Below are 25,294 nucleotides of genomic sequence, written 5' to 3' on the forward strand. Positions count from 1 at the left end.
GCCGCGTGAAACGACACCTTGGCGAACTGCGCGGGCTCGAGCACCGCGCGCAGGTACGCGCGGGCCAGCCGCAGCGAGCCCTCCTGCTCCACGATGTGGTACTCCGCGACGTCGTGGTTGGCGATCAGCGCGTGGCACGTACGGCCGTACCCCGCGCCGATCTCGACGATCCGCGCGCCATCCAGCCGCACCCGGTCGGCAAGGAAACCGACCTCCTGCACCGCCCGCAGGTAGTCCATGTCGATCTCGTCGCCCTCGTGCCGGACGGTGATCGGATTGCCGACGTCCCGGTTCCGGGTTCGGCGCAGCCGCTCGCGGTCCAGCGGGCTCAGCCGGCCGCTGACACGGTACAGCAGCGCTTTGAGGTAACGAACCCCATTGGCCCGCGGATCCCACAGCGTCAACTTGAAGTTGGCGTCACCGGACCGGAATCCGGCCAGAATCTCCGTGTCGTGATCGACAGTCACTGTTACCGACCTCCTGGATGAGCGGAGCCCGAACGGCCCGGCGAACTGGAGTATTCGCCGTTTCCCGGACGGTTGCGCCTTTGAGAATGCGCACCGCCGGGCCGCTCGCGGGAGGGCCGAGCGCACCGCATTTCAGGAGACCTGGGGCGCCGGTCGCCCGCCACATACTGGTGCTCCGGCAGATCCGACTCGACGAACGGACCCGATGGTGAAGGGAATTGTTCTCGCCGGTGGCACCGGTACGCGGCTATACCCGCTCACGCTGGCGACGTCCAAACAGCTGCTGCCCGTCTACGACAAACCGATGCTCTACTACCCGCTCTCGGTGCTCATGCTGGCCGGGATCCGGGACATCCTGATCATCTCAAACCCGGACGTGGTCCCGCACATGCGGCACCTGCTCGGCGACGGGTCTCGGCTGGGCCTGAACGTCAGCTACGCCGAGCAGAAGGAGCCGCGCGGCATCGCGGAGGCGTTCCTGATCGGCGCCGGCCACATCGGGCACGACCGGTCCGCGCTGATCCTCGGCGACAACCTTTTCCACGGCGCCGGCTTCTACAACCTGTTGCAGCGGGAGGCCCACTCGGTCGAGGGCTGCACGCTGTTCGGCTACTCCGTCTCGGACCCCGAGCGCTACGGCATCGCCGAGACCGACGCGGACGGCCGGCTGATCTCGATTTCCGAGAAGCCCCGCCGGCCGCGCTCCAACCAGGCGATCACCGGCCTTTACTTCTACGACAACGACGTGGTGAGCATCGCCGCCGGCCTGAGCCCGTCGGATCGCGGCGAACTGGAGATCACCGACGTCAACCAGGAGTACCTGCGGCAGCGCCGGGCCGGGTTGGTGCCGCTGAGCCGCGGCTACACCTGGATGGACTGCGGCACGCACGCCAGCCTGCTCGCCGCCAGCCAGTACGTGCAGGTGATCCAGGAGCGGCAGGGGGTGCGGGTGGCCTGCCTCGAGGAGATCGCCCTGCGCATGGGCTTCATCGACGCCGAGACCTGCTACGAGCTCGGTGCCGGCATGCGCCAGTCGGACTACGGCCGCTACCTCACCGAGATCGCCTACGCACTCGATTAAGGACGACGATGGGAAGACTGCTGAGAGCGGCGACCCGCCGCATCGCGCCGGCCCACATCCGGTACGTCCGGCCGGTGCCGCCGGAGACCGCCGCCGAACCGGTCGCGCGGGTCTACCGCCAGGTCGAGGCGGACTTCGGGATGCTGGCCCCGCCGGTGGCGCTGCACGCCCCGGCACCACCGGTGCTCGCCGCGTGCTGGAGCATCCTGCGCGAGACGCTGCTGGTGCCCGGCCGGGCAAGCCGCGCCGACAAAGAGGCGGTCGCCGCGGCCGTCTCGGTGGCCAACCGCTGCCCGTACTGCCTGGACGTGCACGGCGCCGCGCTGACGGGCCTGCTCGCCGGCCCGGACGCCGCCCGCATCGCGGCCGGTGGGATCGACAAGGTGATCGACCCCCGGCTGCGCGCCCTGGTCCGCTGGGCGCGGACCGGCGAGGGGCCGGAGCCGTTCCCACCCGCGCAGCGGCCCGAACTGGCCGGGGTCGCGCTGATCTTCCACTACATAAACCGCATGGTCAACGTGTTCCTGCGGGACTCACCGCTCCCGGCCGTGCCGAGGCCGGCCGAGCGGGTCCTGCGGCGCACCGCGGCGTCGGTGCTGGGCCGGCTCGGCCGGGTCCAGGTCGCGGCGGGCTCGTCGCTGGACCTGCTGCCCGACGCCGGCCCGCTGGAGGGCACCGCCTGGGCCGCGACCGTGCCGCACATCGCCCAGGCCTTGAACCGCGGCGGTGCCGCCATCGCCGCCGCCGGCGAACGAAGTGTCCCGACCCGCGTGCGGGAACTCGTCGAGGCCCGGCTGGACGACCCGGACTTCGAGGGGCCCGGCATCAGCGCCCGGGCGTGGCTGGACGGGACGGTCCGGCCGCTGCCGCCGGCGGATCGACCGGCCGCGCGGGTGGCAATGCTGACCGCGTACGCGTCCTATCGAGTCACCCCGGAACTGGTCGCGCAGTGTCGCTCGGACGACGCGCAGCTCATCGAACTGACTGCCTGGGCGGCGTTCGCCGCGGCCCGTCGGACCGCCGGCCGGCTCGAGCCGCATGAGGGCAAGCGAGGAGATGTGAGCCCGCCCGTCTGACTGCCACGCTCATCCCGATGGCTGAGCTGTTCGCAGCCAGGGAGCGCTGGTCCCGTTCGGTGACCCCGCCGACGTGTCCGAGGCCGTGCTGTTCCCTCCTATCGTCCCGCTCGGCGTATCTCACCGGCCAGGACCTCGCCGTGGAGGACGGCCCGCTCGGTTCCGTCCCGATGACCCAGATGCCCGGCTGACCCACCAAGCAGCCGAATCGCACAGAGAAAGGGTGGATCCACCGATGGGGAAGAAACCACGCCGGGCGCTGGTGCTCGGCGGCAGCTACGCCGGCCTGTTCGCCGCGCGAGTGCTGACTGAGCAGTACGACGAGGTCCTGATCGTCGATCGGGACAAGCTGGTCGGTGAGCGGGGACCGCGCCGCGGTCGCCCGCAAGGCAAGCACATCAACGCCATGCACGTCCGCGGCCTGCAGGTGACCGAGGAGCTGTTCCCCGGCTTCATCGACGAGCTCATCGCGGACGGCTGCCCGACCGGCGACTACGCCGGCTCGTGCCGCTGGTATTTCAACGGCAAGCCGCTGGTCCGCGAGGACATCGGCTACATCGCGGTGCCGGCCACGGCCCCGCTGATGGAACGACACCTCCGGGAGCGCGTCGAGCAGCTGCCCCGCGTGCGGTTCGTCGAGCGCCGCGACATCGTTGGGCTGGAGGCCACGCCGGACCGTTCGCGGATCACCGGCGCCCGGCTGCGCGATCTGGACAACGACCGGGACGAGGTGATCGAGGCCGATCTGGTCATCGACGCCACCGGGCGCGGCTCGCGGACCCCGGCGATGCTGGAGCGGTTCGGCTACGAGCGGGTTCCCGAGGAGCGCATCAAGATCAACCTCGGGTACGTGACGCAGCACTACGAACTGGACGACGACCCGTGGGACGGCGACCTGGCCATTATCCCGGTGGCGTTCCCCGCCTCGCCGCGCGGCGCGATCTTCACCCAGACCGACCACGGCAAGGTGGAGCTCACCACCTACGGCCTGCTCGGCGACCACCCGCCGACCGACCAGGAGGGCTTCTACGACTTCATCCGGTCGTTGGCGATCCCGGATATCGCCGACGCCCTCAAGTCGGCCCGCCCGATCGACGAGCCCGTCCCCTTCCACTACCCGGTCACGCTGCGCCGGCGCTACGAGCGGATGTCCCGCCTGCCGGCCGGTCTGCTGGTCACCGGCGACGCGGTCACCAGTTTCAACCCGGTGTACGCGCAGGGCATGACGGTGGCCGCGGTCGCCGCCCTGACGATCCGCCGTCACCTGAGCCGGCACGGCGAGCCCGACCCGGCCGCGTACTTCCGGGACCTGGCCCGCGACTGCATCGATGCGCCGTGGGAGATGACCACGACGGTCGACCTGAACTTCCCGGACGTGCCCGGCCACCGTTCCTTCAAGATGCGCCTGGTGCAGCGCTACCTGCGGCTCGTGCAGGCGGCGGCGACCCGCGACCCGAAGGTCACCACGGCGTACCTACGGGCCGCGGGCATGGTCGACACCCCGCAGTCGCTGATGCGCCCCGCGACGCTGTGGCGCGTGCTGCGCGGCGCTTTCGCGCGGACCTCCCCCACCGACCGGCCGCGTCAGCCGACCCTCGCCCAGTCGAGCTGAGCCCCGCCGGTCCGGACCGGGCCCGTCGTGCATCCCCCCGCACGACGGGCCCTCTCTGTGCGGGCGGCTCCTGTCTGCAGCACGAGAAGTGCCCCCGCCGTTGGCGGGGGCACTTCCGGGAAGGGGCAGCGCACGATGCGCACCACCCAGGCAGCCGGTCTACTCCGCGCGTGCCCGCCGGTGAAAAGAGCACGATGCAAGTTGCTCCGCGCACCGTTCTTTTCACAATTGAAGGGAAATGACGGCAAAGAGGCGGCGATGACACCTACGATGCGGGACTGGCTCTTCGCCGGTATCTACCTGGCGCCCTGCCGCTTCGCGAAAGCGGAGGCATTCGTCTCCGGTGTCGAGCCCCACCTGCCCCTGGACGACGTCGTACCGGTCGGGGTGGCGACCGACATGCTGCGCCGGGCCGCCGCGTCGCTGGACGGCGACGGCGGCTGCGCGGACGACGTCACCGCGGCCCGCCAGCTCACCGCGGCCCAGCTTCGTGAGCTGGCGGATGCCCCACTGATGCTCGCCAGCAGCGGGACGGAGCACGCGGTGATCGCCGCGGCTGGGCCGCTGCGCGACCGGCTCACCGCGGCCGGCGTGGACGTGGCCGCGATGACCGTCACGGTTGGGTCGGTCTTCCCGGAGCCGTACGCCGCGTCGGAGCGCGCGTCCATCTCGCTCGGCGCGTCGCAGGCCGCCCGGCATCAGCTTGAGCCCGGTGTCTATCTGCGACTGTCCCGGCTGCGCCCGTTCCTGAGCATCACCCAGGCCGCGCGCGGGCTGGTGCACGCCGCCGCGGCCGCCGGGCCGGACGGGTCCGACCGGGGCCTCGAGCAGGGGCTCGCCGAGGTGCTCGGGCTCTGCTACGCGGCGGCCACGGTGGTGCCGCGCACGGTGTTGCGGTCGATCCTCATCCATGACCGGCACCGCGCCGCATCGTCGTGGCCGGGCGTCCGCTCCGGGCACCTCCGGCAGGCCGCGCTGCTCTACCGCGAATTCGGCATCGCCGGCCTGGCCGCACTGGTCTCCGGCGGACGGCTCCGCATCGCGGAGGCCGAGGTGGCCATTCTGACCGGCCGGCACCGTGAGCTCGACCTGCCGCGCGGGCCGGGCGACGAGGTCACCACCTGGCTGCTCGACCACCTCTGCGGCGGGCTGTTGCCGTCCTATCTGGTCTCCCCGCTCGATCTGGTGCTGCTGGACGCCGTCCAGGACGGCGCCAGCGTCGCCGACGTGTGTGCCGCCGCCGGGGTCCCGGTGTCGGTCGGCACTGCGCGGCTCGAGCGGCTGAGCGGGTCGGCGGCGCTGTTCGCGCTGTCCGGCGGGGTGGTGGCGTCCTCGATCCTGCCCCGATATCGGGAGGCGGAGCAGCAGTCCGGTCAGCCGGTGCTGCGCTGGCTGGCCGGGTGACGACGGGGCCGGGCCGGGAGCGCACCTGACGGATCGGCACGGCCGTCCGTCAGCGGGCGCCCATCAGCGTTCCGGGGTCCACAGGTCGGGGGCGGTCCAGCCGTCCAGGTCGTACTCGGCAAGGCACTGCTCGGCGAAGGCCTTGTAGCCGTCGATCAGCCCGGTCGCGGTCTGCGCGTGCAACAGCTCGACCCGGGTGTTCTCGTGGTTGCCGGCGTAGTTGCGCTCGTAGAGCTCGTGCCGGCCACCGAACTCGGTGCCGGTCGCGTCCCAGAGCAGCTTCATCACCTTGACCCGCTGCTCGGCGTCGGAGCCGTCCGAGCCGCGCAGGTACCGATCGAGGTAGGGCCGGATCTCCGGGTTGCGGAAGTCGTCGGCGCTGGAGTTCACGTAGATGAGCCCGCTGGCCACGTCCTGCTGGATGATCTCCTTGACCCGCGGGTAGCCGATCTGCATGAACCAGCGGTACGCCATGCCGTACTGCGGGTTGGGCAGCAGCGCGCCGTTCTTCCACTGCACCGGGTTGCGGGCGGCGGCGTCCGAGAGGCCCCAGAACAGATTGCGCCACGCGAGCACCTCGCCGAGGCGGCTCTGCACCCCGCGGAAGTCCTTGGTGCCGGTCAGCTCCAGGGCCTTGGCGAGCAGGCCGGCGAGGAACTCGAGCTTGACCGCGAGCCGGGTGCAGCCGTGGAAGGTGAACCGCTCGGAGAAGCCGGACTGGCCGGCGAACATCTGCACCTTGCCGAGATTTCCGTACACGAACACGCTCTCCCACGGCACCAGCACCTGGTCGAGCACCAGGATGGTGTCGTTCTCGTCGAGCCGGGACGAGAGCGGGTAGTCGAACGGCGTGCCGACCGCGGCCGCGTTCGCCCCGTACGACGGACGGCAGATCAGCTTCACCCCGGGCGCGCCCATCGGCACGGTGGCGATCAGCGCGAACTCCTTCTTGCGGATCGGCAGGCCGAAGTGGGCGATGAAGTTGTAGTGGCTCAGCGCCGACCCGGTGGCGACCACCTTGGCGCCGCTGACGATCAGACCGGCGTCCGTCTCCCGTTCGACCCGGATGTAGACGTCGGCCACCTGGTCCGGCGGCCGGTTGCGGTCCACCGGCGGGTGCACGATGGCGTGGTTCCAGAAGAGCACCTTCTCCTGCGACTCCTGGTACCAGCGTTCGGCGTTGTCGCTGTACGGCGCGTAGAAGCCGGCGTTGGCCCCGAGCGTGCCGAGGAACGACGCCTTGTAGTCGGGGCTGCGCCCCATCCAGCCGTAGCTCATCCGCGCCCAGGCCGCGATGGCGCGCTGGTCGGCGATCATGTCGTCGACGGTGTGCGGGGTGCGGAAGAACGGGTGGGTGAAGCCGCCCGAGCCGGTGTCGGTGGGCGCGGTCAGCACGTCACGGTGGGCCGGGTCGTGCAGCGCGTCGTAGAGCCGGGCGGTCATCCGCACCGGGTTGCGGAAAGCCGGGTGGGTGGTGACGTCCTTGACCCGCTCGCCGTAGAGGAACACCTCACGGCCGTCGCGCAGGCTCTCGACGTACTCCTCCCCGGTCAGCGGCCGGGTCATCGCCGTGCTCCGCCTCGCCGGGCGAGCGGGGCCGCCGCACCGTGGATCAGCTGGAGGCCGTCCGCACGCTGCCATGCGACGAGCCCGGGCGCCATGGCCCGGGCTCGTTCGATCAACTCGGTCGGGGCGGAAGGGGGTGCAGGCGGCGTGGCGCCCGGCTCACCCACGTTCGAGATGACGGTCATGCCGACAGCCTCACACCGGGGTGGTCGGCACGGCATCTCCGCCGATGCTCAGCGACGGGCGGCCAGGGTGGCCGGCCGGCTCAGGGCACGATCTCCATCTGCGCCATCATGCCGATGCTGGAGTGCTCGAGGAAGTGGCAGTGGTAGACGTAGCGTCCCACGTAGTCGGTGAAGGTCGCCTGCAGCCGCACCGAGGTGCCGGCCGGCACCCGTACGGTGTCCTTGAGCCCCGCGTCGTCCGGGGTCATCGGCGTGCCGGTGCGGCTCAGCACCCGGAACTGCGTGAGGTGCAGGTGGAAGTTGTGGGCGATGCCGGCCTCGACGTCGTCGTTGTAGACGGTCCAGATCTCGGTGGTGCCACGCTTGATGGTGAAATCGACCCGGTTCGGGTCGAACTGCTGGTCATTGATCACAGGGCGCGGTTCTTCGCTGCTGAAATCGAACCGGAGGTGCACCTCACGCTGCTTGGTGGCCGCGGGCAACGCGGGCAGCGGCCGCAACCGGAGTGGAAGCTTGCTGCGGTCGGTGGCGGTGAAGCCCACGTCGAAGCGCAGCACCGGCCCCTTGTCGGCGTCGCTGAGCACCACCGACGTGCCGATCGGCAGACCGGTGAAATCGATGACCAGGTCGGCCCGTTCGCCCGAGCTGAGGGTGACCGAGGTGCGGGCCACCGGCGCGGGCAGCAGGCCGCCGTCCGAGCCGATCTGCCACATCTGCCCCTTGTCGAGGCTCAGCGTGTAGGTGCCCTCGTTGGTCGCGTTGAGGATACGGAACCGGTACTTGCGGGCGGCGACCGGGAAGAACGGCTTGACCTTCCCGTTGACCACGACGTTGTTGCGGTCGGTCGGGAAGCCCCAGATCAGCGAGCCGTCGGCGTCCAGCTCGACGTCGGTGAGCATGATCGGCACCTCGTACGAGCCGGTCGGCAGCCCTAGGTCCTTCTCGGCCGGGTCGTCGATGAGGTAGAAGCCGTGCAGCCCGCGGTAGGTGTGCTCGGCCTCGTCGCCGTGCACGTGGTCGTGGTACCAGAGCGTGGCCCCGCGCTGGTTGTTCGGGTAGTAGTAGGTCCTGGTGGCGCCCGGCAGGATCATGTCCATCGGGTGCCCGTCGTCGATCGCCTTCACGTGACCGCCGTGCAGGTGCACGTTGGTGTGCGTGTCGAGCTGGTTGCGGTAGGTCACCTTGACTGGTCGGCCGGTGCAGCCGCGGATGGTCGGGCCCACCCAGCCACCGCTGAAGGTGAGCGCCTCGGTGGTCAGGCCCGGCACCAGCTCGAGCTGAGCGGGCCGTACCACGACCTCGTACTCGTCGTATTCCGCCGTCTGACGGATCGGCGCCGCAACCGGTGGCACCGGCATGCGCGTCTGGAACGGCGCGACGCTGAGCGGCGAAGCCTTGCGCGGCGTGGCCCCGGCCGGGCCGTGCGCATGTTTATGGGCCGCAGTGGATGTGGCCGGCTCGGTGGTGGTGGCGGCCGCCCCCCGGGAAAGCAGCACCGCGCCCGCCACCGATCCGCCCGCAACCAGGATCGCCCGTCTTCTCATCGCTATTTCCCCCCCACTCGGTTTGTGAGCGGGATTCTATGTTCGCAAATCGCGGCCTAATATCTTCCAGATTGCTCTCCTGCGGGAATGGGCTCCACGGTGACCGGTACGCCGTTGAAGACCGCATTGCCGGAGGGCACGTCCACCGCACCGCCGGTCAGTTCGTTCACGTTGACCCCGGCCCGGTCGGCGGCCACCCGTTGTCCGGTGCGCCGGTGCCCCCACCCGTGCGGCAGGCTCACCACCCCGGGCATGATCGTGTCGGTCGGCTCCAGCTCCACCTCCAGCTCGCCCGAGGCCGAGCTGATCCGGGCCCGCTCGCCGAGCCCGAGCCGGGCCACGTCATCCGGGTGGATCTGCAGCGTGCAGCGGTTGGTGCCGCCGGTCAGCGCGGGCACGTTGTGCATCCAGCTGTTGTTCGAGCGCAGGTGCCGGCGCCCGATCAGCACCATCGGCGCGGGCGGGCGGCTCATCGCGGCGCGCAGCCGGCCGGTGTCCTCGGCGAGCGGCTCGGGGGCGAGCTCGACCCGCGCGGACGGCGTCTTGAGGATCTCGGGCAACCGGGGTTCGAGCGGGCCCAGGTCGATGCCGTTCGGGTAGTCGAGCAGCTTCTTGCGGGTCAGGCCGTACGGGCCCATCCGCAGCATGGCGTCGAGCAGCAGATCCGGTCCGTCGTCGCCGTCCAGTTCGGCGCGGGTCGTCACCGGGATGGCCGACAGCAGCTGGCTCAGCATCTGCTCGGGCAGCCCGGACGGGTCGGCCTGCGCGCCCAGTCCCATCGCGATCAGCGTGAGCCGCTCCAGGATCTCGGCCTCGCTGCGCTGCTCGGGGCCGAGTGGCAGCACCGCGGGCGAGTACCGGGCGTAGTTGCGCACCTGGATGGTGGAGATGAGGAAGTCGTAGTGCGGCATCTGCAGGGTGCGCGGTGGCGGCAGGATCACGTCGGCGTGCCGGGTGGTCTCGTTCAGATAGGGGTCGACCGCCACCATGAACTCGAGGCCGTCCAGCGCGCGGTCGAGCCGGCCGCCGTCCGGGGTGGACAGCACCGGGTTGCCGGCGATGGTGACCAGAGCCCGCACCTGGCCGGGGCCGGGCTGTTCGATCTCGTCGACCATGGTGGCGGCCGGGAACTCGCCGAGCGTCTCGGGGAAGCCGCGCACCCGGCTGTGCCAGCGCCCGGCGGTGAACGGCTCGGGGCTCTTGTGCACCTCGGCGGTGGCCGGCTTGGCGTACATCACCCCGCCGGCCCGGTCGAAGTTGCCGGTCAGCACATTGAGCACGTCCACCAACCACTGCGCGAGGGTGCCGAACTCGGCGGTGCAGGTGCCGATGCGGGCGTAGACGGCGGCGGTGGGCGCGGCGGCCAACTCCCGGGCGAGCCGCCGGATCGTCTCCGCCTCGACGCCGCAGAACGGGGCCACCAGCTCGGGCGTGAACGGGGCGGCCAGCTCACGCAGCCGGTCGAGGCCGGCCACCGGCACCCGGATCGTGACCCGGTCCTCGGCCAGCATCGTGTGCACCATGGCGAACAGCAGCGCCGGGTCGCTGCCGGGCCGCACGAACACGTGCTCGTCGGCCAGCTCGGCGGTCCGGGTGCGCCGCGGGTCGATCACCACGATCCGCCCGCCGCGCTCGCGCAGCCGCCGCATCCGCCCCGGGAAGTCCGGCGCGGCGCAGAGCGAGCCGTTGGACACCGCCGGGTTGGCACCGATGATCAGCAGATGGTCGGTGCGGTCGAGGTCGGGCACCGCCACCGCCCACGGGTCACCGGTCATCAGCCCGGACGCCACGTGCTTGGGCATCTGGTCGACGGTGCTCGCCGAGAACACGTTGCGCGTGCCCAGCGCCATGGCCAGCGGGCCTCGATAAAGGATGCCGGCCATCGTATGGAAGGTCGGGTTGCCGTAGTAGAGCGCCAGCGCCTCCCGCCCGTGCTCGGCGATGACTCCCTCCAGCCCGCGGGCGACGATCGCGAACGCCTCGTCCCAGTCGGCCCGGCGCCACGACTCGCTCTCGCGCACCATCGGGCCGGTGAGCCGGTCCGGGTCCTCGTCGAGCCGGCCCAGGGTGGCGCCCTTCGGGCACATGTAACCCTTGGAGAACGGGTCGTCCTTGTCGCCGGTCACCGACGTGACGCGATCGCCGTCGAGGGTCAGGCGCAGGCCGCAGACGGCCTCGCAGAGCGGGCAGGTGCGATATGCGGTCCGCGTGCCGGTCACGAATCTCTCCTTGTCAGTGCAGGCTGACGCCGGCGTCGGCGAGGGCCTTGAGTACCGTGCCGCGCTCCAGCTCGGCGGCGACGAGTTCAAGCTCGTCGGCCATGTAGCGGTCGTCGTCGAGGGTGGGCACCAGCGACCGGATGGTGTCGTAGGTGACCCGGGCGGCCGGGCTGAGCCGGTCCCGGCGCCCGGAGACGTCCACGGCCTGCGCGGCGGCGAGGAACTCCAGGGCCAGGATGATGTTGTTGTTGCGCAGCACCCGCCGGCAGTTGCGGGTGGCGATCAGGCCCATGCTGACCACGTCCTGGTTGTCGCCGTTGGACGGGACGCTCTGGGTGCTGGCCGGGCTAATCGTGCGGTTCTCCGCGATGAGCGCGGTGGCCGGGTACTGCGCGCCGGCGAAGCCGCTGTTGAGGCCGGGCTCGCCCTTGATCAGGAACTCCGGCAGGCCGTCGCTGAGGCGCCGGTTGAGCAGCCGGTTGCTGCGCCGTTCGGAGAGCACGCCGAGCTGGGTGAGCGCGATGGTCAGGAAGTCCATCACGAAGGCGACCGGCTGGCCGTGGAAGTTCGCGCCGTGGAAGATCTCCTTGCCGGGGAAGAACAGCGGGTTGTCGTTGGCCGAGTTGAGCTCGATCTCGAGCTTGAGCCGGGTGTGCGACAGGGTGTCCCGCACCGCGCCGATGACCTGCGGGATGGCCCGCAGCGAGTACGCCTTCTGCAGATAGACGTCGGAGCGGTAGACGTTCCCGCCGTTGCCGTTGCCGTTCTCCTTGCTGGCGGCCACCTGCTTGCGCAGGTCGGCGTGCTCGACGGTGAGCTTGCTGCCGGCCATCAGCGTGCGCATGTTGGCGGCGCTGGCGATCTGCCCCGCGTGCGGCCGGGCGATGTCGTGGCCCTCCGGCTGGAACGGGCTCATCGATCCCTGCAGCGTCTCGATGACCAGCGCGGCGGCGATCTCGGCGTGCCGGGCCTGGGCCAGCGCGTACTCGGCCAGCAGGGCGCCCACCCCGGTCATCGCCGAGGTGCCGTTGATGAGGGCGAGGCCCTCCTTGAAGCGTAGCCGCAGCGGCTCGATGCCGAGCGAGCGCAGCACCGGGCCGGTCGGCGTCTTGACGCCGTCGCGCAGGAGGTAGCCCTCGCCGATCAGCGTGCTGGCGATGTGTGCGAGCGGGGCCAGGTCTCCGCTGGCGCCGAGCGAGCCGATCTCCGGTACGGCTGGGGTGAGGCCCTCGTTGAGGTAGAGGGCGAGGCGCTCGAGCACTTCGGGTCGCACCGCGGAGTGCCCCTTGGCCAGCGCGTTCAGCCGGGCGGCGACCACGGCGCGCGCCTCCGCCTCGGCGAACAGCGGGCCGACGCCGGCGCTGTGGCTGCGGACCAGGTTGGTCTGAAGCTCGGTCTCCTTGGCGGTGTCGACCAGCATGTAGATCATCTCGCCGTAGCCGGTCGTCACCCCGTACACCGGGATGTTCTGGCGCACGGTCTCCTCGAACTGCTCACGGCTCGCGGCGGCGCGGCTGAGCACCTGCGGGCCGAGGACGACCGGCACGTGCTCCTCGGCAACCTGGCGCACCCGCGGCACGTCGAGCGTCTCGCCGTCCAACTCGACTCGGACATCGGTTTCCACCGTGGTCATGTGCAGCTCCCGATTAGGTGTGATGACAGGACGCCTGATTGCGCATCGATGCCATCACCGGCGGACCGGCTGCCGCACCTCTTCGCTTGCCCTGGTGGTGTTCGGCGCGCACTGGTGCGGAGCTGCTCATCGAGGTGCACGACCTGGAGAGCCGGCTGCCGCCGCCGTGCACCTGTTGCGCGGCAAGGGGTTCACCCTCGCCGTCGGGCAGGAGACGCGGCCGGCCGGCGCCGACATGCACATGGTCTTCGCGACCCGGTCCGGACGCGGACGGCATCGACGAAGATGCGACCGCCGGCCGCCGTCCCAGAGCATGAAGCCACTGACCCGGCCGCCCGCTTCACCCGGGCCACCGCCGAGGCGCAGGCCCTGCTGAACGAGTACGCCGGAAAGGACGCCGATGATCAACGTGTTTCAGCCGAGCGTGGGCGCCGAGGAACTCGCGGCGGTCGGCGAGGCCTTCGACAGCAACTGGCTGGGCTACGGCCCCCGGACGCGTGAGTTCGAGCGCGCCTTCGGCGAGCACGTCGGCGTACCGCCGGAGACGTTGCTGTTCCTCAACTCGGCCACCTCGGCGCTGGGCCTGACCGCCAAGTTGCTCGAGTTCGGTCCGGGTGACGAGGTCGTGGTGCCGTCGGTGAGCTTCGTGGCGAACGCCAACACGATCGCCGCCACCGGTGCGCGCGTGGTGTTCTGCGACGTCGACCCGCGCACCCTGAACCCGTCCGTGGGGGACATCGCCGCCTGTCTCACCCCGCGCACCAAGGCGGTGACAATCCTGCACTACGGCGGCCACCCGGGCGAGGTGGTGGGGATCGCCGAGCTGTGCCGGGAGCGCGGCATCCCGCTCGTCGAGGACGCCGCCTGCGCGGTCTACTCCCGGGTGGACGGGAAGGCGTGCGGCACTTTCGCCGACATCGGCATCTGGAGCTTCGACTCGCGCAAAATCATCACCACCGGTGACGGCGGAATGATCTACTTGCGCGATCCCGAGCTGGCCCGCCGCGCCCACCGCCTGGCCTACCACGGCATGCAGGACCGCGGCGCCTTCGCGGCGATGGCCCGCGATCCGCGCCGCTGGTGGGACCAGACCATCCACGAGGTCGGCCAGCGGCTCATCGGGAACGACATGACCGCGGCCATCGGCCAGGTCCAGCTGCGCCGTCTGCCCGGCTTTGTCGCGCGCCGCCGCGAGATCTGTGCGGCCTACGACCGGATGCTGGCGGGCCTGCCGGGTGTGCGGCTCTGCCCGCGGCCGCCTGAAGGACACGTGTCCACGCACTACTTCTACTGGGTTCAGGTCGACCCGGCGCTGCGCGACGGCATCGCCGAGGAGCTGCTGGACAACGGTGTCTACACGACGTTCCGCTATCCGCCGCTGCACCGCGTCCCGCTCTACGGCTCGGACGCCCGCCTGCCCGGCACCGACACCGCCGCCGCGAACACCCTGCTGCTCCCGCTGCACCAAGCACTCACCGACGCCGAGGTCGAGCAGGTGGCCCGGCTGTTCCGCACGGCGGTCGAACGGCGCACGCCGGTCGTGGCGGCCTGAGAGGGGCGCCGGCCTGCCTGTAGGCGAGGCCGGCTACCTGACCGCCGGCCTGCCGCACGCCAGGCTCCAGCGGGTGCGGAAGGAACCCGGCCTCGCCCGCCAGGCCGCGCGGCCACGCGACCGCTGCGACGAACTGCCCACCCCGAACGACATCGTCTCGGCCCTCGATCGGCTGACCGCCCGTCACTCACCTACGGAGGCATCATGACCATCGGCGCCGATACGGTCGTCACCGAATGCACCGCCTGCCGGATCTGCGGCAACCCCAATCTGGTGCCGGTGCTGAACCTGGGGATGCAGGCCCTCACCGGTATCTTCCCCCGCCCCGGCGAGGACGTGCAGATCGCCCCGCTGGAGCTGGTGCGCTGCGATCCGAGCGGCTGCGGACTCCTGCAGATGCGGCACACCGCGGACCTGTCGCTGATGTACGGCGAGCACTACGGCTACCGCTCCAGTATCCGTCCGTTCATGATCAATCACCTGAACGGCAAGGTAACCACGCTCACCGGCATGGTCGAGCTGAGCCCCGGTGACCTGGTGCTCGACATCGGCAGCAACGACGCGACGCTGCTCAAGGCGTACCCGTCGAACGTCACCCGGGTGGGCATCGACCCTACCGGCGAGAAGTGGCGCGAGTACTACCCGGACGACATCGCCCTGATCCCCGACTTCTTCACCAGGGATGCCTTCACCGAACGGTACGGCGACCGCAAGGCGAAGATCGTCACTGCGATCGCGATGTTCTACGACCTGCCCGACCCGCTCGGCTTCATGACCGAGGTACGCGACATCCTGGCCGACGACGGCGTGTGGATGATCGAGATGAGCTACGCGCTGCCGCTGCTGGAGATTCCCGCGTACGACGCCATCTGTCACGAGCACCTGGAGTACTACCAGCTGCGCCAGATCGAGTGGATGGCGGCACGTGCCGGGCTCACCCTGACCACCGCGGAGATCACCGACGTGAACGGCGGCAGCCTCTGCGTCACGCTGGTCAAAGACCCGTCGAAGCACCGGGTCGACCACGCCGGCATCGAACGCATCCGGCAGCGCGAGGCGGCGCTGCGGCTCGACACCGATCAGCCGTACGAGACGTTCACCCGCCGCGTCGCCGGCCACCGCGACCAGGTGCGCGCGTTCTTCGACCGTTCGCGCAAGGCCGGCCTGCAGACCATCGGCTACGGCGCATCCACCAAGGGCAACGTCATCCTCCAGTACTGCGGCCTGACCACCGACGACCTGCCGTGCATCGGCGAGGTCAGCGAGGAGAAGCACGGCGCGGTCACGCCCGGCTCCGGCATCCCGATCGTCTCCGAGGAGGACGCCAAGGCCCGCCGCCCCGACCAGCTGTTCGTGCTGCCCTGGGTGCACCGACAGGGCTTTATCGAGCGGGAGCGGGAGTTCGTCGCCGCCGGCGGGAAGCTCATCTTTCCGCTGCCGTCGCTGTCGGAGCCGATCTGATGCAGGCCGGGTTTCTCGCCTCGGCGCTCGTCACCGACGGGCCGGTCGACGCCGATCTGTTCCTCAAGCAGCGGTCCGCCTCCGCCACGTACGACGTGACGGAGGTGCCGCTGTCGTCGCTCGCCGAGTGGCGCCTGGGTGACCAGCTGGTCCACACCTCGGGTCGCTTCTTCAGCGTGGAGGGCCTGGCGGTCCGTACCAACTTCGGTCCCATGCCCGAATGGCACCAACCGATCATCGTGCAGCCCGACATCGGCATCCTGGGCATCCTGGTCAAGCGGTTCAACGGAGTGCCGCACTTCCTGATGCAGGTCAAGATGGAGCCCGGCAACACCAGCCTGGTCCAGTACGCGGCAACCGTGCAGGCCACGCAGAGCAACTACCAGCGCGTGCACGGCGGCCGGTCCACCCCGTACCTGGAATACTTCCTGCGCCCCTCGCGCGGCCGGGTGCTGGTCGACCGGCTGCTCTCCGAGCACGCGTCGTGGTACCTGCACAAGCGAAACCGCAACATGATCGTCGAGATCCCGCCGGACGTGGACGTGCCGCGACTCGACGACTTCGCCTGGCTCACCCTCGGGCAGATCCGGGGACAACTGGCCGCGGGACACGTGAACATGAACGCCCGCACGGTGCTGGCCTGTATTTCTTATTCCGGTGGCGACGGCCCGGATCCCGAGAACGACTTCCACGCGGCTGTGGTCGCGTCGCATCGCCGGAACCGCTCGGACGCCGACCTGGCCGACGCCATGACGTGGCTGATCGACCAGAAGGAGGTCTACACGCTCGACGTCCGCCGCATCGCGCTGTCCGACATGGACGGATGGATCGCCGACGACGAGGGCATCCGGCACCGCGACGGCGGCTACTTCCGCATCGTCGGGTTGAAGGTCACCGCGACCAGCCGCGAAGTCAGCAGCTGGACGCAGCCGATGCTGGAGCCGGTGCCCGGCAACCTTGTCGCATTCCTCTGCCGGCGCCGGGCCGGCGCGCTCGAGTTCCTGGTGCAGGCGTTGGTGCAGCCCGGCTTGACAGACAAGCTGGAGCTGGCCGCCACCATCCAGCTGGCCCCCGGCTATTACCGCACCCCGTCCGATCTCCCTCCGCTGGTGGAATACCTCTCCGACGCGGGGTCACAGGTGCGGCACAACTCGGTGCAGTCGGAGGACGGCGGCCGTTTCCTGCGAGCCGACACCCGCCACGTGGTCATCGAACTGTCGCCCGGCCAGGAGGTGGACGTTCCGCCCACCCACCGCTGGATGACGCTGGGTCAGCTGGACCGCCTGGTGTCGATGGGCTACTACGTCAACGTCGAGGCCCGCAGCCTGATGGCCTGCCTTCTCTAGGAGCCGCATGGACTTCCTCCTGATCGGCAAGTCGCGCTTCGCACAGCGGCGTGTCCTGCCCGCCGCTGCCGCGCTCCCCTTCGACTCGATCACCGTGGCGAGCCGCCGCGAGGGCACGAACTGGCGCACCTTGGCCGGCCGCAAGCCCGGCCTGGTGTACGTCTCCCTGGCCAACGGTGAGCACGCCGAGGCCGTGCTGTGGGCATTGAGATGCGGAAACCACGTGGTGGTCGACAAGCCCGCGTTCCTGACCCTGGCCGAGGCGAGGTCGGCCATGGCCCTGGCCCGAGAGTCGTCGTTGGTCCTGGCCGAGGCGACCTGCTACTCGTACCATCCGATGTTCGCCTGGGCCCGCGCACTGGACGCCACCTTCACCAAGGCCGTAGCCGTCTTCACCCCACCGGTGCCCGCCACCGATTTCCGGCATGATCGCTCGCGGGGCGGCGGAGCTCTCCTGGACACGGGCCCCTACTTCGCGTCCCTGGGCCGTGTCCTGTGGGGCGCCGAGCCCGACCGCGTCCAGGTCATCGTCGGCGACCGGGCTCCCGACGGCCTGGAGCTCTCCTACAGCGTGCTGGCCGGTTATCCCGGCGACCGCACGGTCATCGGCCAGTTCGGTTTCACCACGGGCTACCGCAACGCCCTCCACCTGCTGGGCCCCGACGCCGGCGTGGACTTCGAGCGCCCGTTCTCGGCGCCGCCCGACCTCTCCCCCACCGTGCGCGTGGCCGTCCACGGCACCGCCGAGTCTCACCAGCTCCCGCCGGCCGACAGCATGCTCCTGTTCCTGACCCGGGTGCTGGAGGCTGCCGGATCGGGTACCCGGGAGTTCGACGAGCCGCTGCTGAGCGACGCCCGGACCCGGGACCACCTCACCCGCGCCGCCGACCTCGGTCTCTCCGGAAGGGTGGATCAGGCTGGTGGTACACGCGGTTGATCGCCTGGCGGGACCCTCGTCACGGGCTCGTCTCGCTCGCATCGCAGATGGCGTAGCGATGCATCGTGACGCCCTGCTTGAACGACCGCTGCTCGATCAGGTCGAGCTCGATGGGAACGTCGTAGTCGTCGAAGAGCGGCCGGCCGAAGCCGAGGATCGCCGGGTGGGTGAAGAGCAGCAGCTCGTCGAGAAGGCCCGCCCGGAGCAGCTGCGTGGCCAGCGCCGCGCCGCCCACGCCGATGGTGCCGTCGGTGTTGGCTCGGAGGGCGGCGAGTTGCTCGATCGCGTCGTCCCCGCCGATGATCCGGGTGTCGTGGTCGGCGTCGTGGCGGGTGCGGGAGACGAGCACCTTGGGCTTGGCGGTCCAGATCTCGCCGTATTCACGCAGGAAATCCGGCAGCGACACGTCCCCGCGGGCGCGTGGCCAGTATTCCTCCATGATCTCGTACATGACGCGACCCTGGACCATGAGCGTGAGCGCGCGCGCCTGCGCGTTGAACTCGCGGTGCAGCTCCTCGTCGATGCGCAGCCACTCGCCGGCGCCGTTGTCCCCGGGAACCTGCTCGATGCGCAGGTCGAGGGACACGTTCATCCAGTACACGAAGCGGCCCATCGTCTTCTCTTCTCATAGTGATTGCGCTCTGCAACTACTATATGGAGGGCGACATACCTGTCAAGGAGGAAGCGTGGAACCACGGTCCGGGTGTCCGATCAACGCCGCCGTCGAGGTGCTCGGAGATCGCTGGTCGATGCTCGTGCTTCGCGACGTCATCTTCGGCGACCGCCGCTACTTCCGGGCGCTGCTCACCGGGTCGATCGAGGGCATCGCGTCGAACATCCTCGCCGACCGCCTCGTGCGGCTCGTCGAGGCAGGGATCCTCACCCGCGGCACCGCCGCGCGGGGGCAGCGCGCGCGCTACAGCCTCACCGAAAGTGGTATCCAGACCCTTCCGATCATCCACGCGCTCGGCAACTGGGGCCTCGACTGGCGCCCGGGCGGCGACGCGCTCCGCAGCCGGCAGCAGTTCATGCGCGACGCGGGCCCGGCGTTCCTCGAGGAGCTCATGGACGAGCTTCGGGTGCGCCACCTGGGCGCCCCGCCGAAGCCGCGTCACGGCCCGGGCCCCTTCGAGCGCCTCAACGCCGCGTACGCCGCCGAGCGGGAACGCCTCGGATGTGAAGGCGTGGCGGGTCCGTCAGCGGACCGATGAGCCGACCCCGCCACGTCCCGAGCGGCCCCGTCCGACCGTCGGACGGGGCCGTGCCCGCCGAGCTCCGCCGGGCGTCACACGCCGCAGCCGGTGCGTCTGCTCTCGCAGAGCGCACCGGCTGCGTCTGGTGACGGCGCGGACCGGCTCACGATCGGCGCGCCGCCGGAACCGACCGGGTCGGGCGAGACCCGGGCGGGCGCTACATCAACGGATTCGCACCACGCGGCCGGACGGCCAACTCCTCTAGCGTCCGCTCCAGCAGCAGGTGCGGGTCCTGCGCCTCGACCTGGCCGAGGCCCGGCGGGCAGCGGTCCCAGCCGAGCAGCCGCTGCACCTCCTCCGGCAGGGTCTGCACGGTCTCCCGCGGGACCGCGAGATACTGGTTCTCCTCCTGCCGCAGGTTGCCCAGGTCGAGCGCGACGGAGAGGCTCATCCGCGACGAGTCCGTGGTGTTGGCTCCGCCGCCGTGGTAGACACCGCCCGGCCAGAGCAGCGCGGAACCGGCGGGCATGACGGCCGGGACCGTCTCGGCGTACGCCGGCGCCCGCTCGTCGTCCCAGTGGTGACTGCCGGGGATGACCAAGGTCGCGCCGTTCGCCGCGGTGAAGTCGGTCATGGCCAGCATCAGCTGCAGCCGGCACGGTGGTCCCGGATGCCGCCACAGATGCATCGCGTCGTCGCGGTGCAACGGCTGCCGGCCCTGGCCCGGATCGATGCGTATCGCCTGGGTGAAGCTGATCTGGATGCTCGGCGTCACCTCCATCCGGACCTTGCCGATCCACATGTGCGTGGGCTGCTGCAGCAGGCGCCGGGCCGCGCCGAGGTACTGCGGCTGAGTGACCACGCTGGTCATGTGGCGCGGTGACCGGTGGAACAGGCTGGACAGCCGCTTGGTCTTCTGCCCGTCGTAACCACTCTCGCTGTAAGCGGCAGCCTCGAGGCCGGGCCCGAGGTCCGCCCGGAGCCCGGCGAGGGTCTCGGCGTCGACGAAGTCCTCGACGATCACCGCTCCGTCGCGTTCCAGGATCTCCACGACGTCGTCGAGCGAGGTGGCCGGGGTGACGTGGGTCAGTTCGGCCATCCCCCTCACCCCTCGACGCGGGCCAGGATGTTACGGGTGAGGGTCTCCAGGTCCGGGTCCTCGAACAGGTCGCCGATATCGAGGGTGACGCCCAGTTGCTCCTCAACCGCCGCGGCGATCTGCACGGCGGCGATGGACTGCCCGTTGAGCTCGAAGAACGTGCCCGGCTGATCGCCCAGGACATCCGTCCAGATAGCCGCGACCCGCTGGGCGATGTCCGCGGTGGCCGGCTGCTGCTGAGTGGTCATGTCGCTCCTCCTGGCAGGAGATCAGAGGTACTGGGTGTTGGGGGCGAGCCCGCAGGCCACCCGCCCGTACAGTTCGAAGTTGGTGTCGGGGTGCATGATCGCGTGCAGGTTCAGCGCCTTGATGTCGCGCTCGATGCGCTGGATCGGCACGTCGAGCTGGAGCGAGGTGCCGCCGCTCGCGCCGGCCAGCAGGTCGGCGGCCTCCTTGGCGCGCAGGCACACGGCGCCCAGGTCGAGCCGGGCCCGGGCCCGCTCCTCGAGCGTCCACGGCTCGCCGGTGGCCGCCTTCGTGTCGATCTGGTCGGCGGTCCGCAGGATGTGGAAGCCGGCCTCGTCCACCCGGATCGTCGCGCCGGCGACCTGGTGGTGGGTCAGCGGCGCGGCGCTCTGCTCGTCGTAGTCGGTGTAGGTGATCTTGCGACCCGGCAGCCGGGTGAGGAAGGCGTCCCGGGCCGCCTGCGCCAGTCCGTAGGCGACCGCGCCCACCGTGGTGCAGGCGATCGGCATGAACGGCGCCCGCCACATCGGAGCCGACGGATCCTGCTGGAGCGGGTGTGCCCCGCCGATGACCGGGCCCATCGGCAGCAGCCGGTCCTCGGGTACGAAGACGTTCTCGGCCACCGTGGAGACGCTGCCCGAGCCGCGCATTCCGGTGGTGTGCCAGTCGTCGATGACCTGCAGGTCAGTCATCGGGATCAGGACCATCACGGGCTCGTACTGCCCGTCGGGGGTGGGCCGGACGGCGGCGTTGACGTTCCAGGCGCTCTGCAGGCAGCCGGTGTTGAACGACCACTTGCCGTTGACGTGGTAGCCGCCGTCGACCGGCACGGCCATGGCGCTCGGGCTGAGGATGCCGCTGATCCGCACGTCCGGGTCCGCGAAGACCTCCTCACGCACGGAGTCGGGGAACAGGCCGACCATCCAGCTGCTGATCAGCCAGACCGCCGCGGTCCAGGCGGTGGAGCCGTCGCCGCGCGCCAGCTCGGCCAGCACCTCGGTGACGGTCCGCATGTCGGACTCGTAGCCGCCGAAGCGCCGCGGCACCCGCATGCGCAGCAGGCCGGATCCGCCCAGCGCTTCGAGTGTCTCGATGCTGAGCCGCCGCTGCTCCTCCGACGCCTGCGCGTTGTTCCTCAGCAGGGGGCCGAGCTCGACCGCGCGCCGCAGCAGCTCCGCTCGTGGCAGCGTGGTGACTGTTTCCATTGATTCTCCTTGAGTCCGAACGCCGTTAGGTGTGACTCTGGCCGCTGGGGTCACTGCGATGCATCTCCTGAGCTGCTGTCTTGGCCGTCGGCCGGCGGTGTCGGCTGCTGGCCCAGTTCGGCCAGCAGGCGGCGGTCGACCTTGCCGGTCTCGTTGCGGGGCAGCGCGCGCGGCACAACCCGAAAGACCATCGGCAGCATCACGTCGCCGAAGCGCTGCCGCATGTGGGCGCGCCAGTGGGCCGGGCTCGGCCCGTCACGCGGCACGACGTATGCGGCCAGTTTGGTGACGATGCCGTCGGCGCCGGTCACGGCGAGCACGGCGCACTCGGCGATGGAGCCGTGCTCGAGCAGCACGGACTCGATCTCGGCCAGTTCCAGCCGATGCCCCTGGATCTTCACTTGCTGGTCACGGCGGCCATGGAACTCCAGCAGCCCGTCATCGCGGCGCAGGCCGAGGTCGCCGGTGCGGTACCAGGGTCCGGGGCCACGGCCGGGCACGGCGCGGAAGGCCGGGTCGCCGGGTTCATGGCCGAGGTAGCCCGGGGTCACGTACGGGCTGCGGACCACGATTTCGCCCACCACGCCGGGTGGGCACTCGAGGTCCAGCTCGTCGAGTAGTAGCACGTCCCGGCCAGGAATCGGCCGCCCGATGGGGACGACGCCCCGGCTGGCGGGCGGAATCTGGTACCAGGTCGCGGCCACGGTCTCGGTCGGGCCGTAGATGTTGGCCAGGGCCATCCCCGGCGCCGCCGCCTGGAATCCCTGGACCAGGCTCTCCGGCACGGCCTCGCCCATCAGCAGCAGCCGTCGTAGAGCCAGGGGCACCCGGGATCGTTCGGTGCTCTCCGTCAGCAGCTGCCGGGCGAAGCTCGGCACGGTTTGCAGGACGTCGATCCGCTCTGCGGCCAGCCAGGCGAGCAGGCGGCCGGGGTGGGCGCGGACCGGATCCGGCACGGGGCAGAGCACCGCGCCGGCCACCAGCGTCGCGAAGGTCTCGCACAGCGCGGGGTCGTGGTCAGGGGCCACCCACTGCGCCATCCGTACGCCGGGGGCCAGCCCGAACTCGGTGGCGAACCAGTTGCTGAACTGCGCCAGCGCGGCGTGCGTCTGTGGCACGCCCTTGGGACGGCCGGTGGAGCCCGAGGTGTGCGCGAGGTAGGCCCATGCCTCGGGCGGGACGGACGGCTCGGTCGATGTCACGTCCGGCAGGGCGGTCACGTCGATCTGCGGGACGCCGGTACGTTCGGTGTGCCAGTCGCTCAGCTCGTCGCCGGTACCGCCGGTCAGCACGGCAGCCGGGCGCACCGCGTCGAGGATGGCGCGGCCGCGCTCGCCGGCCGCGCCGGTGCCGGACCACAGCAGGAAGGCGCCGGCGCGCAGCACCCCGAGCAGTGCCGCGTACCGGTCGGGCCCGGGGGGCACCCGCACGGCGATCGGGCGGCCGGCGAAGCCGGTCAGCGCGGCGGCGATCCGTGCGGCGTGCCGGTCGAGATCGCGCGCGGAGACGGCGTCGTCACCCCACGATATGGCGGTGGCTTCGGGCGCGGCCTCGGCGCGGCGCCTGACGAGCAGGTGCACCGGCGCGCCGGGCGCGAGAACGGGTGCGGTCATGGCGGACACCTCCACTACGGTCCGGCCTCCGGACCTGAAGTCTGGCCCGCGGCGCCGGGGGCGGTCCTCTTCACGCGTGCCCGCCTGCGGGAGGTCCGAAGCAAGCGAGGAGATGCGACCGCCGGTGACGGCGCAGAGCATGAAAACCGTACGAATATCCCCGGCGCCGACCTGAGGTGGCAGGACTGATGCATGAATCAGCCGACAAGCTCACGATCAAGCTCTGGCTGAATCGCTGGCCGATGTGGCAACAGCTCGTCGACCCGATCCGGAGACAGGCGGAGGAGTTCAACCGCAGGCACCCGCAGTACCGGGCTGTCGTCGAAGCCGTCAACGTAGGGGCCTTCCCCAGGGAGATGGCGCGGGCCGCGCGCGAGGGAACGGCGCCGCACATCGCCTCGTACCAGTACACGTATCTGCAGGAGGTCCAGGACCTCCGCGACCCGGAGGGGCGGCCGTTCTTCACCTCGGTCACCGAGGCGGTGGGCGGGCGGGCGGAGATCCTCGGTGAGCCCGTGGTCCTCGACAACATCGTGTCCAACATGCGGGCGTACCACACGTTCAACGGTGAGCTGCGCTCGATGCCGCGCAACACCTCGACCCTTCTGCTGTTCTCCAACATGGACGCGCTGCAGGCCGCCGGGATCGCCGAACCACCGACCACCTGGTCGGAGGTGGAGGCCGCGTGCGCCGCCGTGGCCGGACGGGACGGCGCGCGTCGCGGCGGGATCACCTGGCCCAATTTCGGTTGGCTGTTCCAGCAGTCCGTGGCCCAGCAGGGCGGGCTGCTCGCCGACCACGACAACGGCCGGTCGGGCCGCAGCGAGAAGGTGTACTTCACGTCTCCGGAGATGCTGGCCTACGCGACCTGGTGGCGGGACCTGCACCGGGCGGGCCACTACCTCTACACCGGCAAGTCGTCGGACTGGTGGGGTTGCATGGAGACGTTCGCCGCCGGAGACGCGGCGATGCTGGTCAGCACCTCGGTCGAGGCCGGGCCCATCGTCCGGGCGGCCCAGCGGGCCGGGTTCCGCGTGCAGGCGAGCCCGATGCCGCACAACGAGCGGGCCGGCTACGCGGGCAGTGTCATCGCCGGTGAGTCGCTGTGGCTGCGCGACGGGCTGGACGAACGGACCCGTGACGGCGCGCTGGCCCTCATGCAGTTCCTGAACAGCCCGCGCAACGCCCGCGGCATCTACGACCACGGGCGGACGTTCATCCCCTCCACCGAGGCGTCGATCGATCTGCTCGCCAGCGAGGGTTGGTACGACCGGAACCCGCACGAGCGGGCCGCCATCGACCAGCTCCGCATGAGCCCCGACTCCCCCGCCACCCGGGGCGCGGTGCTGGGCAACTTCCTGCCCATCCAGAGCGCGGGTGTGCAGGCCATGCACGACGTGCTGGTCGACGGCGCGGACCTGGTCGCGCGATTCAGCCAGGCCAACGACCAGGCTCAGCAACTGCTTGACGAGTACGCGCGACGGGTGGATTCGGGCACCGCCAACGACGCCCAGGCGCTGCCGCAGTCGGAACCGGAGCGGCTACGGATCGGCGCCTGACCGACCGTCCCGGTCGTCGAGGGCCAGCAGCCGGGACCAGGCCCGCGGCCACGCCGCCAGCCGCTGTCTTCCTGAGGGAGGCAGCGGCTGGCGGCTTTTCCGGTATGGACGGCGTCCCTCGCCACGGCGTGCTGGTTAGCAGGACGTCGATGACCCGAGCATGGCGGCGCGCCCGCGCCCCGACCACCGCAGCGGGGACGCACGCGCAGCGGCCGGGCGCACGGGGGCGCACCGGGCGAGGACACGGATCCAGTCGCGGTTCCGTGTCCTCGATCCGGTGCGCCCCCGCCCGGTCG

20 protein-coding genes are annotated in these 25,294 nt (G+C 70.7%); 10 read left to right on the plus strand and 10 right to left on the minus strand.

Annotated features, from left to right (window positions below; genetic code table 11):
• On the minus strand, positions 1-467 hold a 467-nt coding region (locus tag FXF52_RS27305), incomplete at its 3' end, for a putative sugar O-methyltransferase (protein WP_187413730.1).
• A gap of 208 nt (positions 468-675) precedes the next feature.
• On the opposite strand from FXF52_RS27305, the gene rfbA reads away from it, so the two are divergent.
• From rfbA to FXF52_RS27325, 4 genes are all read left to right on the plus strand, one after another.
• The gene (gene rfbA, locus FXF52_RS27310) at positions 676-1,548 is read left to right on the plus strand and encodes a glucose-1-phosphate thymidylyltransferase RfbA (RefSeq protein WP_148801228.1); all 873 of its coding nucleotides are present in this window, start codon (positions 676-678) and stop codon (positions 1,546-1,548) included.
• Positions 1,549-1,556: 8 nt separating this feature from the next.
• Positions 1,557-2,624, plus strand: coding sequence for a carboxymuconolactone decarboxylase family protein (locus FXF52_RS27315; protein ID WP_148801199.1), 1,068 nt, complete (start codon positions 1,557-1,559; stop codon positions 2,622-2,624).
• 235 nt (positions 2,625-2,859) lie between these two features.
• On the plus strand, positions 2,860-4,236 hold the full coding sequence (locus tag FXF52_RS27320) for an NAD(P)/FAD-dependent oxidoreductase (protein WP_148801200.1): 1,377 nt from the start codon (positions 2,860-2,862) through the stop codon (positions 4,234-4,236).
• A gap of 258 nt (positions 4,237-4,494) precedes the next feature.
• Positions 4,495-5,640, plus strand: a complete 1,146-nt coding sequence (locus FXF52_RS27325) for a hypothetical protein (protein ID WP_148801201.1) — start codon at positions 4,495-4,497, stop codon at positions 5,638-5,640.
• A 63-nt stretch (positions 5,641-5,703) separates the two neighbouring features.
• Here the strand turns inward: FXF52_RS27325 and FXF52_RS27330 are convergent, their stop codons facing one another.
• The 4 genes from FXF52_RS27330 to cmdF all read right to left on the minus strand — a co-directional run bounded on the left by FXF52_RS27330 (position 5,704) and on the right by cmdF (position 12,787).
• Positions 5,704-7,206 (minus strand): 4-hydroxyphenylacetate 3-hydroxylase family protein, encoded by a 1,503-nt coding sequence (locus tag FXF52_RS27330; RefSeq protein WP_148801202.1) that lies wholly within the window; start codon positions 7,204-7,206, stop codon positions 5,704-5,706.
• Between the two features lie 265 nt (positions 7,207-7,471).
• Positions 7,472-8,935, minus strand: coding sequence for a multicopper oxidase family protein (locus tag FXF52_RS27335; protein WP_148801203.1), 1,464 nt, complete (start codon positions 8,933-8,935; stop codon positions 7,472-7,474).
• Positions 8,936-8,991: 56 nt separating this feature from the next.
• Positions 8,992-11,154 carry a molybdopterin oxidoreductase family protein gene (locus FXF52_RS27340; RefSeq protein WP_148801204.1) on the minus strand — a complete coding sequence of 721 codons (2,163 nt, stop codon included), beginning with the start codon at positions 11,152-11,154 and terminating at the stop codon, positions 8,992-8,994.
• A gap of 13 nt (positions 11,155-11,167) precedes the next feature.
• The gene (gene cmdF, locus FXF52_RS27345) at positions 11,168-12,787 is read right to left on the minus strand and encodes a tyrosine 2,3-aminomutase (RefSeq protein ID WP_148801205.1); all 1,620 of its coding nucleotides are present in this window, start codon (positions 12,785-12,787) and stop codon (positions 11,168-11,170) included.
• 400 nt (positions 12,788-13,187) lie between these two features.
• Between cmdF and FXF52_RS27350 the strand changes: the two genes are divergently transcribed.
• The 4 genes from FXF52_RS27350 (at position 13,188) to FXF52_RS27365 (ending at position 18,083) form a co-directional block, all read left to right on the plus strand.
• The gene (locus FXF52_RS27350) at positions 13,188-14,339 is read left to right on the plus strand and encodes a DegT/DnrJ/EryC1/StrS aminotransferase family protein (RefSeq protein WP_148801206.1); all 1,152 of its coding nucleotides are present in this window, start codon (positions 13,188-13,190) and stop codon (positions 14,337-14,339) included.
• A 204-nt stretch (positions 14,340-14,543) separates the two neighbouring features.
• A complete protein-coding gene (locus FXF52_RS27355; RefSeq protein ID WP_148801207.1) occupies positions 14,544-15,800 on the plus strand; it encodes a class I SAM-dependent methyltransferase in 1,257 nt (418 codons plus the stop codon).
• Positions 15,800-17,146: an NDP-hexose 2,3-dehydratase family protein gene (locus tag FXF52_RS27360; RefSeq protein WP_148801208.1), complete on the plus strand. Its 1,347-nt coding sequence runs from the start codon at positions 15,800-15,802 to the stop codon at positions 17,144-17,146. The genes FXF52_RS27355 and FXF52_RS27360 overlap by 1 nt, the downstream gene beginning before the upstream one ends.
• 7 nt (positions 17,147-17,153) lie before the next feature.
• On the plus strand, positions 17,154-18,083 hold the full coding sequence (locus tag FXF52_RS27365) for a Gfo/Idh/MocA family protein (RefSeq protein ID WP_148801209.1): 930 nt from the start codon (positions 17,154-17,156) through the stop codon (positions 18,081-18,083).
• A 19-nt stretch (positions 18,084-18,102) separates the two neighbouring features.
• Here the strand turns inward: FXF52_RS27365 and FXF52_RS27370 are convergent, their stop codons facing one another.
• Positions 18,103-18,696: a dihydrofolate reductase family protein gene (locus tag FXF52_RS27370; protein ID WP_148801210.1), complete on the minus strand. Its 594-nt coding sequence runs from the start codon at positions 18,694-18,696 to the stop codon at positions 18,103-18,105.
• A gap of 73 nt (positions 18,697-18,769) precedes the next feature.
• Between FXF52_RS27370 and FXF52_RS27375 the strand changes: the two genes are divergently transcribed.
• Positions 18,770-19,294, plus strand: a complete 525-nt coding sequence (locus FXF52_RS27375) for a helix-turn-helix domain-containing protein (protein WP_222870705.1) — start codon at positions 18,770-18,772, stop codon at positions 19,292-19,294.
• 199 nt (positions 19,295-19,493) lie between these two features.
• On the opposite strand, the gene FXF52_RS27380 is transcribed toward FXF52_RS27375, so the two are convergent.
• The 4 genes from FXF52_RS27380 to FXF52_RS27395 are packed head-to-tail and all read right to left on the minus strand — an operon-like array spanning position 19,494 to position 23,439.
• Positions 19,494-20,375, minus strand: coding sequence for a phytanoyl-CoA dioxygenase family protein (locus FXF52_RS27380; protein ID WP_148801212.1), 882 nt, complete (start codon positions 20,373-20,375; stop codon positions 19,494-19,496).
• Between the two features lie 5 nt (positions 20,376-20,380).
• A complete protein-coding gene (locus tag FXF52_RS27385; protein WP_148801213.1) occupies positions 20,381-20,623 on the minus strand; it encodes a phosphopantetheine-binding protein in 243 nt (80 codons plus the stop codon).
• Positions 20,624-20,644: 21 nt separating this feature from the next.
• Positions 20,645-21,826 (minus strand): acyl-CoA dehydrogenase family protein, encoded by a 1,182-nt coding sequence (locus FXF52_RS27390; protein ID WP_148801214.1) that lies wholly within the window; start codon positions 21,824-21,826, stop codon positions 20,645-20,647.
• Positions 21,827-21,876: 50 nt separating this feature from the next.
• Complete coding sequence (locus FXF52_RS27395) at positions 21,877-23,439, minus strand: amino acid adenylation domain-containing protein (protein ID WP_148801215.1); 1,563 nt, start codon at positions 23,437-23,439, stop codon at positions 21,877-21,879.
• A gap of 188 nt (positions 23,440-23,627) precedes the next feature.
• Here FXF52_RS27395 and FXF52_RS27400 point away from each other — a divergent pair, with 188 nt between their 5' ends.
• On the plus strand, positions 23,628-24,998 hold the full coding sequence (locus tag FXF52_RS27400; RefSeq protein WP_148801216.1) for an extracellular solute-binding protein: 1,371 nt from the start codon (positions 23,628-23,630) through the stop codon (positions 24,996-24,998).
• The last annotated feature ends 296 nt before the right edge of the window (positions 24,999-25,294 follow it).

Origin of the sequence: Micromonospora sp. MP36 (genome assembly GCF_008119785.1) — a bacterium.
GTDB lineage: Bacteria > Actinomycetota > Actinomycetes > Mycobacteriales > Micromonosporaceae > Micromonospora.

Coding starts and splice junctions, on each gene's coding strand:
- FXF52_RS27355 (WP_148801207.1), top strand. CDS start 14,544: ATGACCATCGGCGCCGATACGGTCGTCACCGAATGCACCGCCTGCCGG.
- FXF52_RS27325 (WP_148801201.1), top strand. CDS start 4,495: ATGACACCTACGATGCGGGACTGGCTCTTCGCCGGTATCTACCTGGCG.
- FXF52_RS27400 (WP_148801216.1), top strand. CDS start 23,628: ATGCATGAATCAGCCGACAAGCTCACGATCAAGCTCTGGCTGAATCGC.
- FXF52_RS27330 (WP_148801202.1), bottom strand. CDS start 7,206: ATGACCCGGCCGCTGACCGGGGAGGAGTACGTCGAGAGCCTGCGCGAC.
- FXF52_RS27385 (WP_148801213.1), bottom strand. CDS start 20,623: ATGACCACTCAGCAGCAGCCGGCCACCGCGGACATCGCCCAGCGGGTC.
- FXF52_RS27390 (WP_148801214.1), bottom strand. CDS start 21,826: ATGGAAACAGTCACCACGCTGCCACGAGCGGAGCTGCTGCGGCGCGCG.
- FXF52_RS27350 (WP_148801206.1), top strand. CDS start 13,188: ATGATCAACGTGTTTCAGCCGAGCGTGGGCGCCGAGGAACTCGCGGCG.
- FXF52_RS27320 (WP_148801200.1), top strand. CDS start 2,860: ATGGGGAAGAAACCACGCCGGGCGCTGGTGCTCGGCGGCAGCTACGCC.
- FXF52_RS27360 (WP_148801208.1), top strand. CDS start 15,800: ATGCAGGCCGGGTTTCTCGCCTCGGCGCTCGTCACCGACGGGCCGGTC.
- FXF52_RS27315 (WP_148801199.1), top strand. CDS start 1,557: ATGGGAAGACTGCTGAGAGCGGCGACCCGCCGCATCGCGCCGGCCCAC.
- FXF52_RS27335 (WP_148801203.1), bottom strand. CDS start 8,935: ATGAGAAGACGGGCGATCCTGGTTGCGGGCGGATCGGTGGCGGGCGCG.
- FXF52_RS27370 (WP_148801210.1), bottom strand. CDS start 18,696: ATGGGCCGCTTCGTGTACTGGATGAACGTGTCCCTCGACCTGCGCATC.
- FXF52_RS27380 (WP_148801212.1), bottom strand. CDS start 20,375: ATGGCCGAACTGACCCACGTCACCCCGGCCACCTCGCTCGACGACGTC.
- FXF52_RS27365 (WP_148801209.1), top strand. CDS start 17,154: ATGGACTTCCTCCTGATCGGCAAGTCGCGCTTCGCACAGCGGCGTGTC.
- FXF52_RS27395 (WP_148801215.1), bottom strand. CDS start 23,439: ATGACCGCACCCGTTCTCGCGCCCGGCGCGCCGGTGCACCTGCTCGTC.
- cmdF (WP_148801205.1), bottom strand. CDS start 12,787: ATGACCACGGTGGAAACCGATGTCCGAGTCGAGTTGGACGGCGAGACG.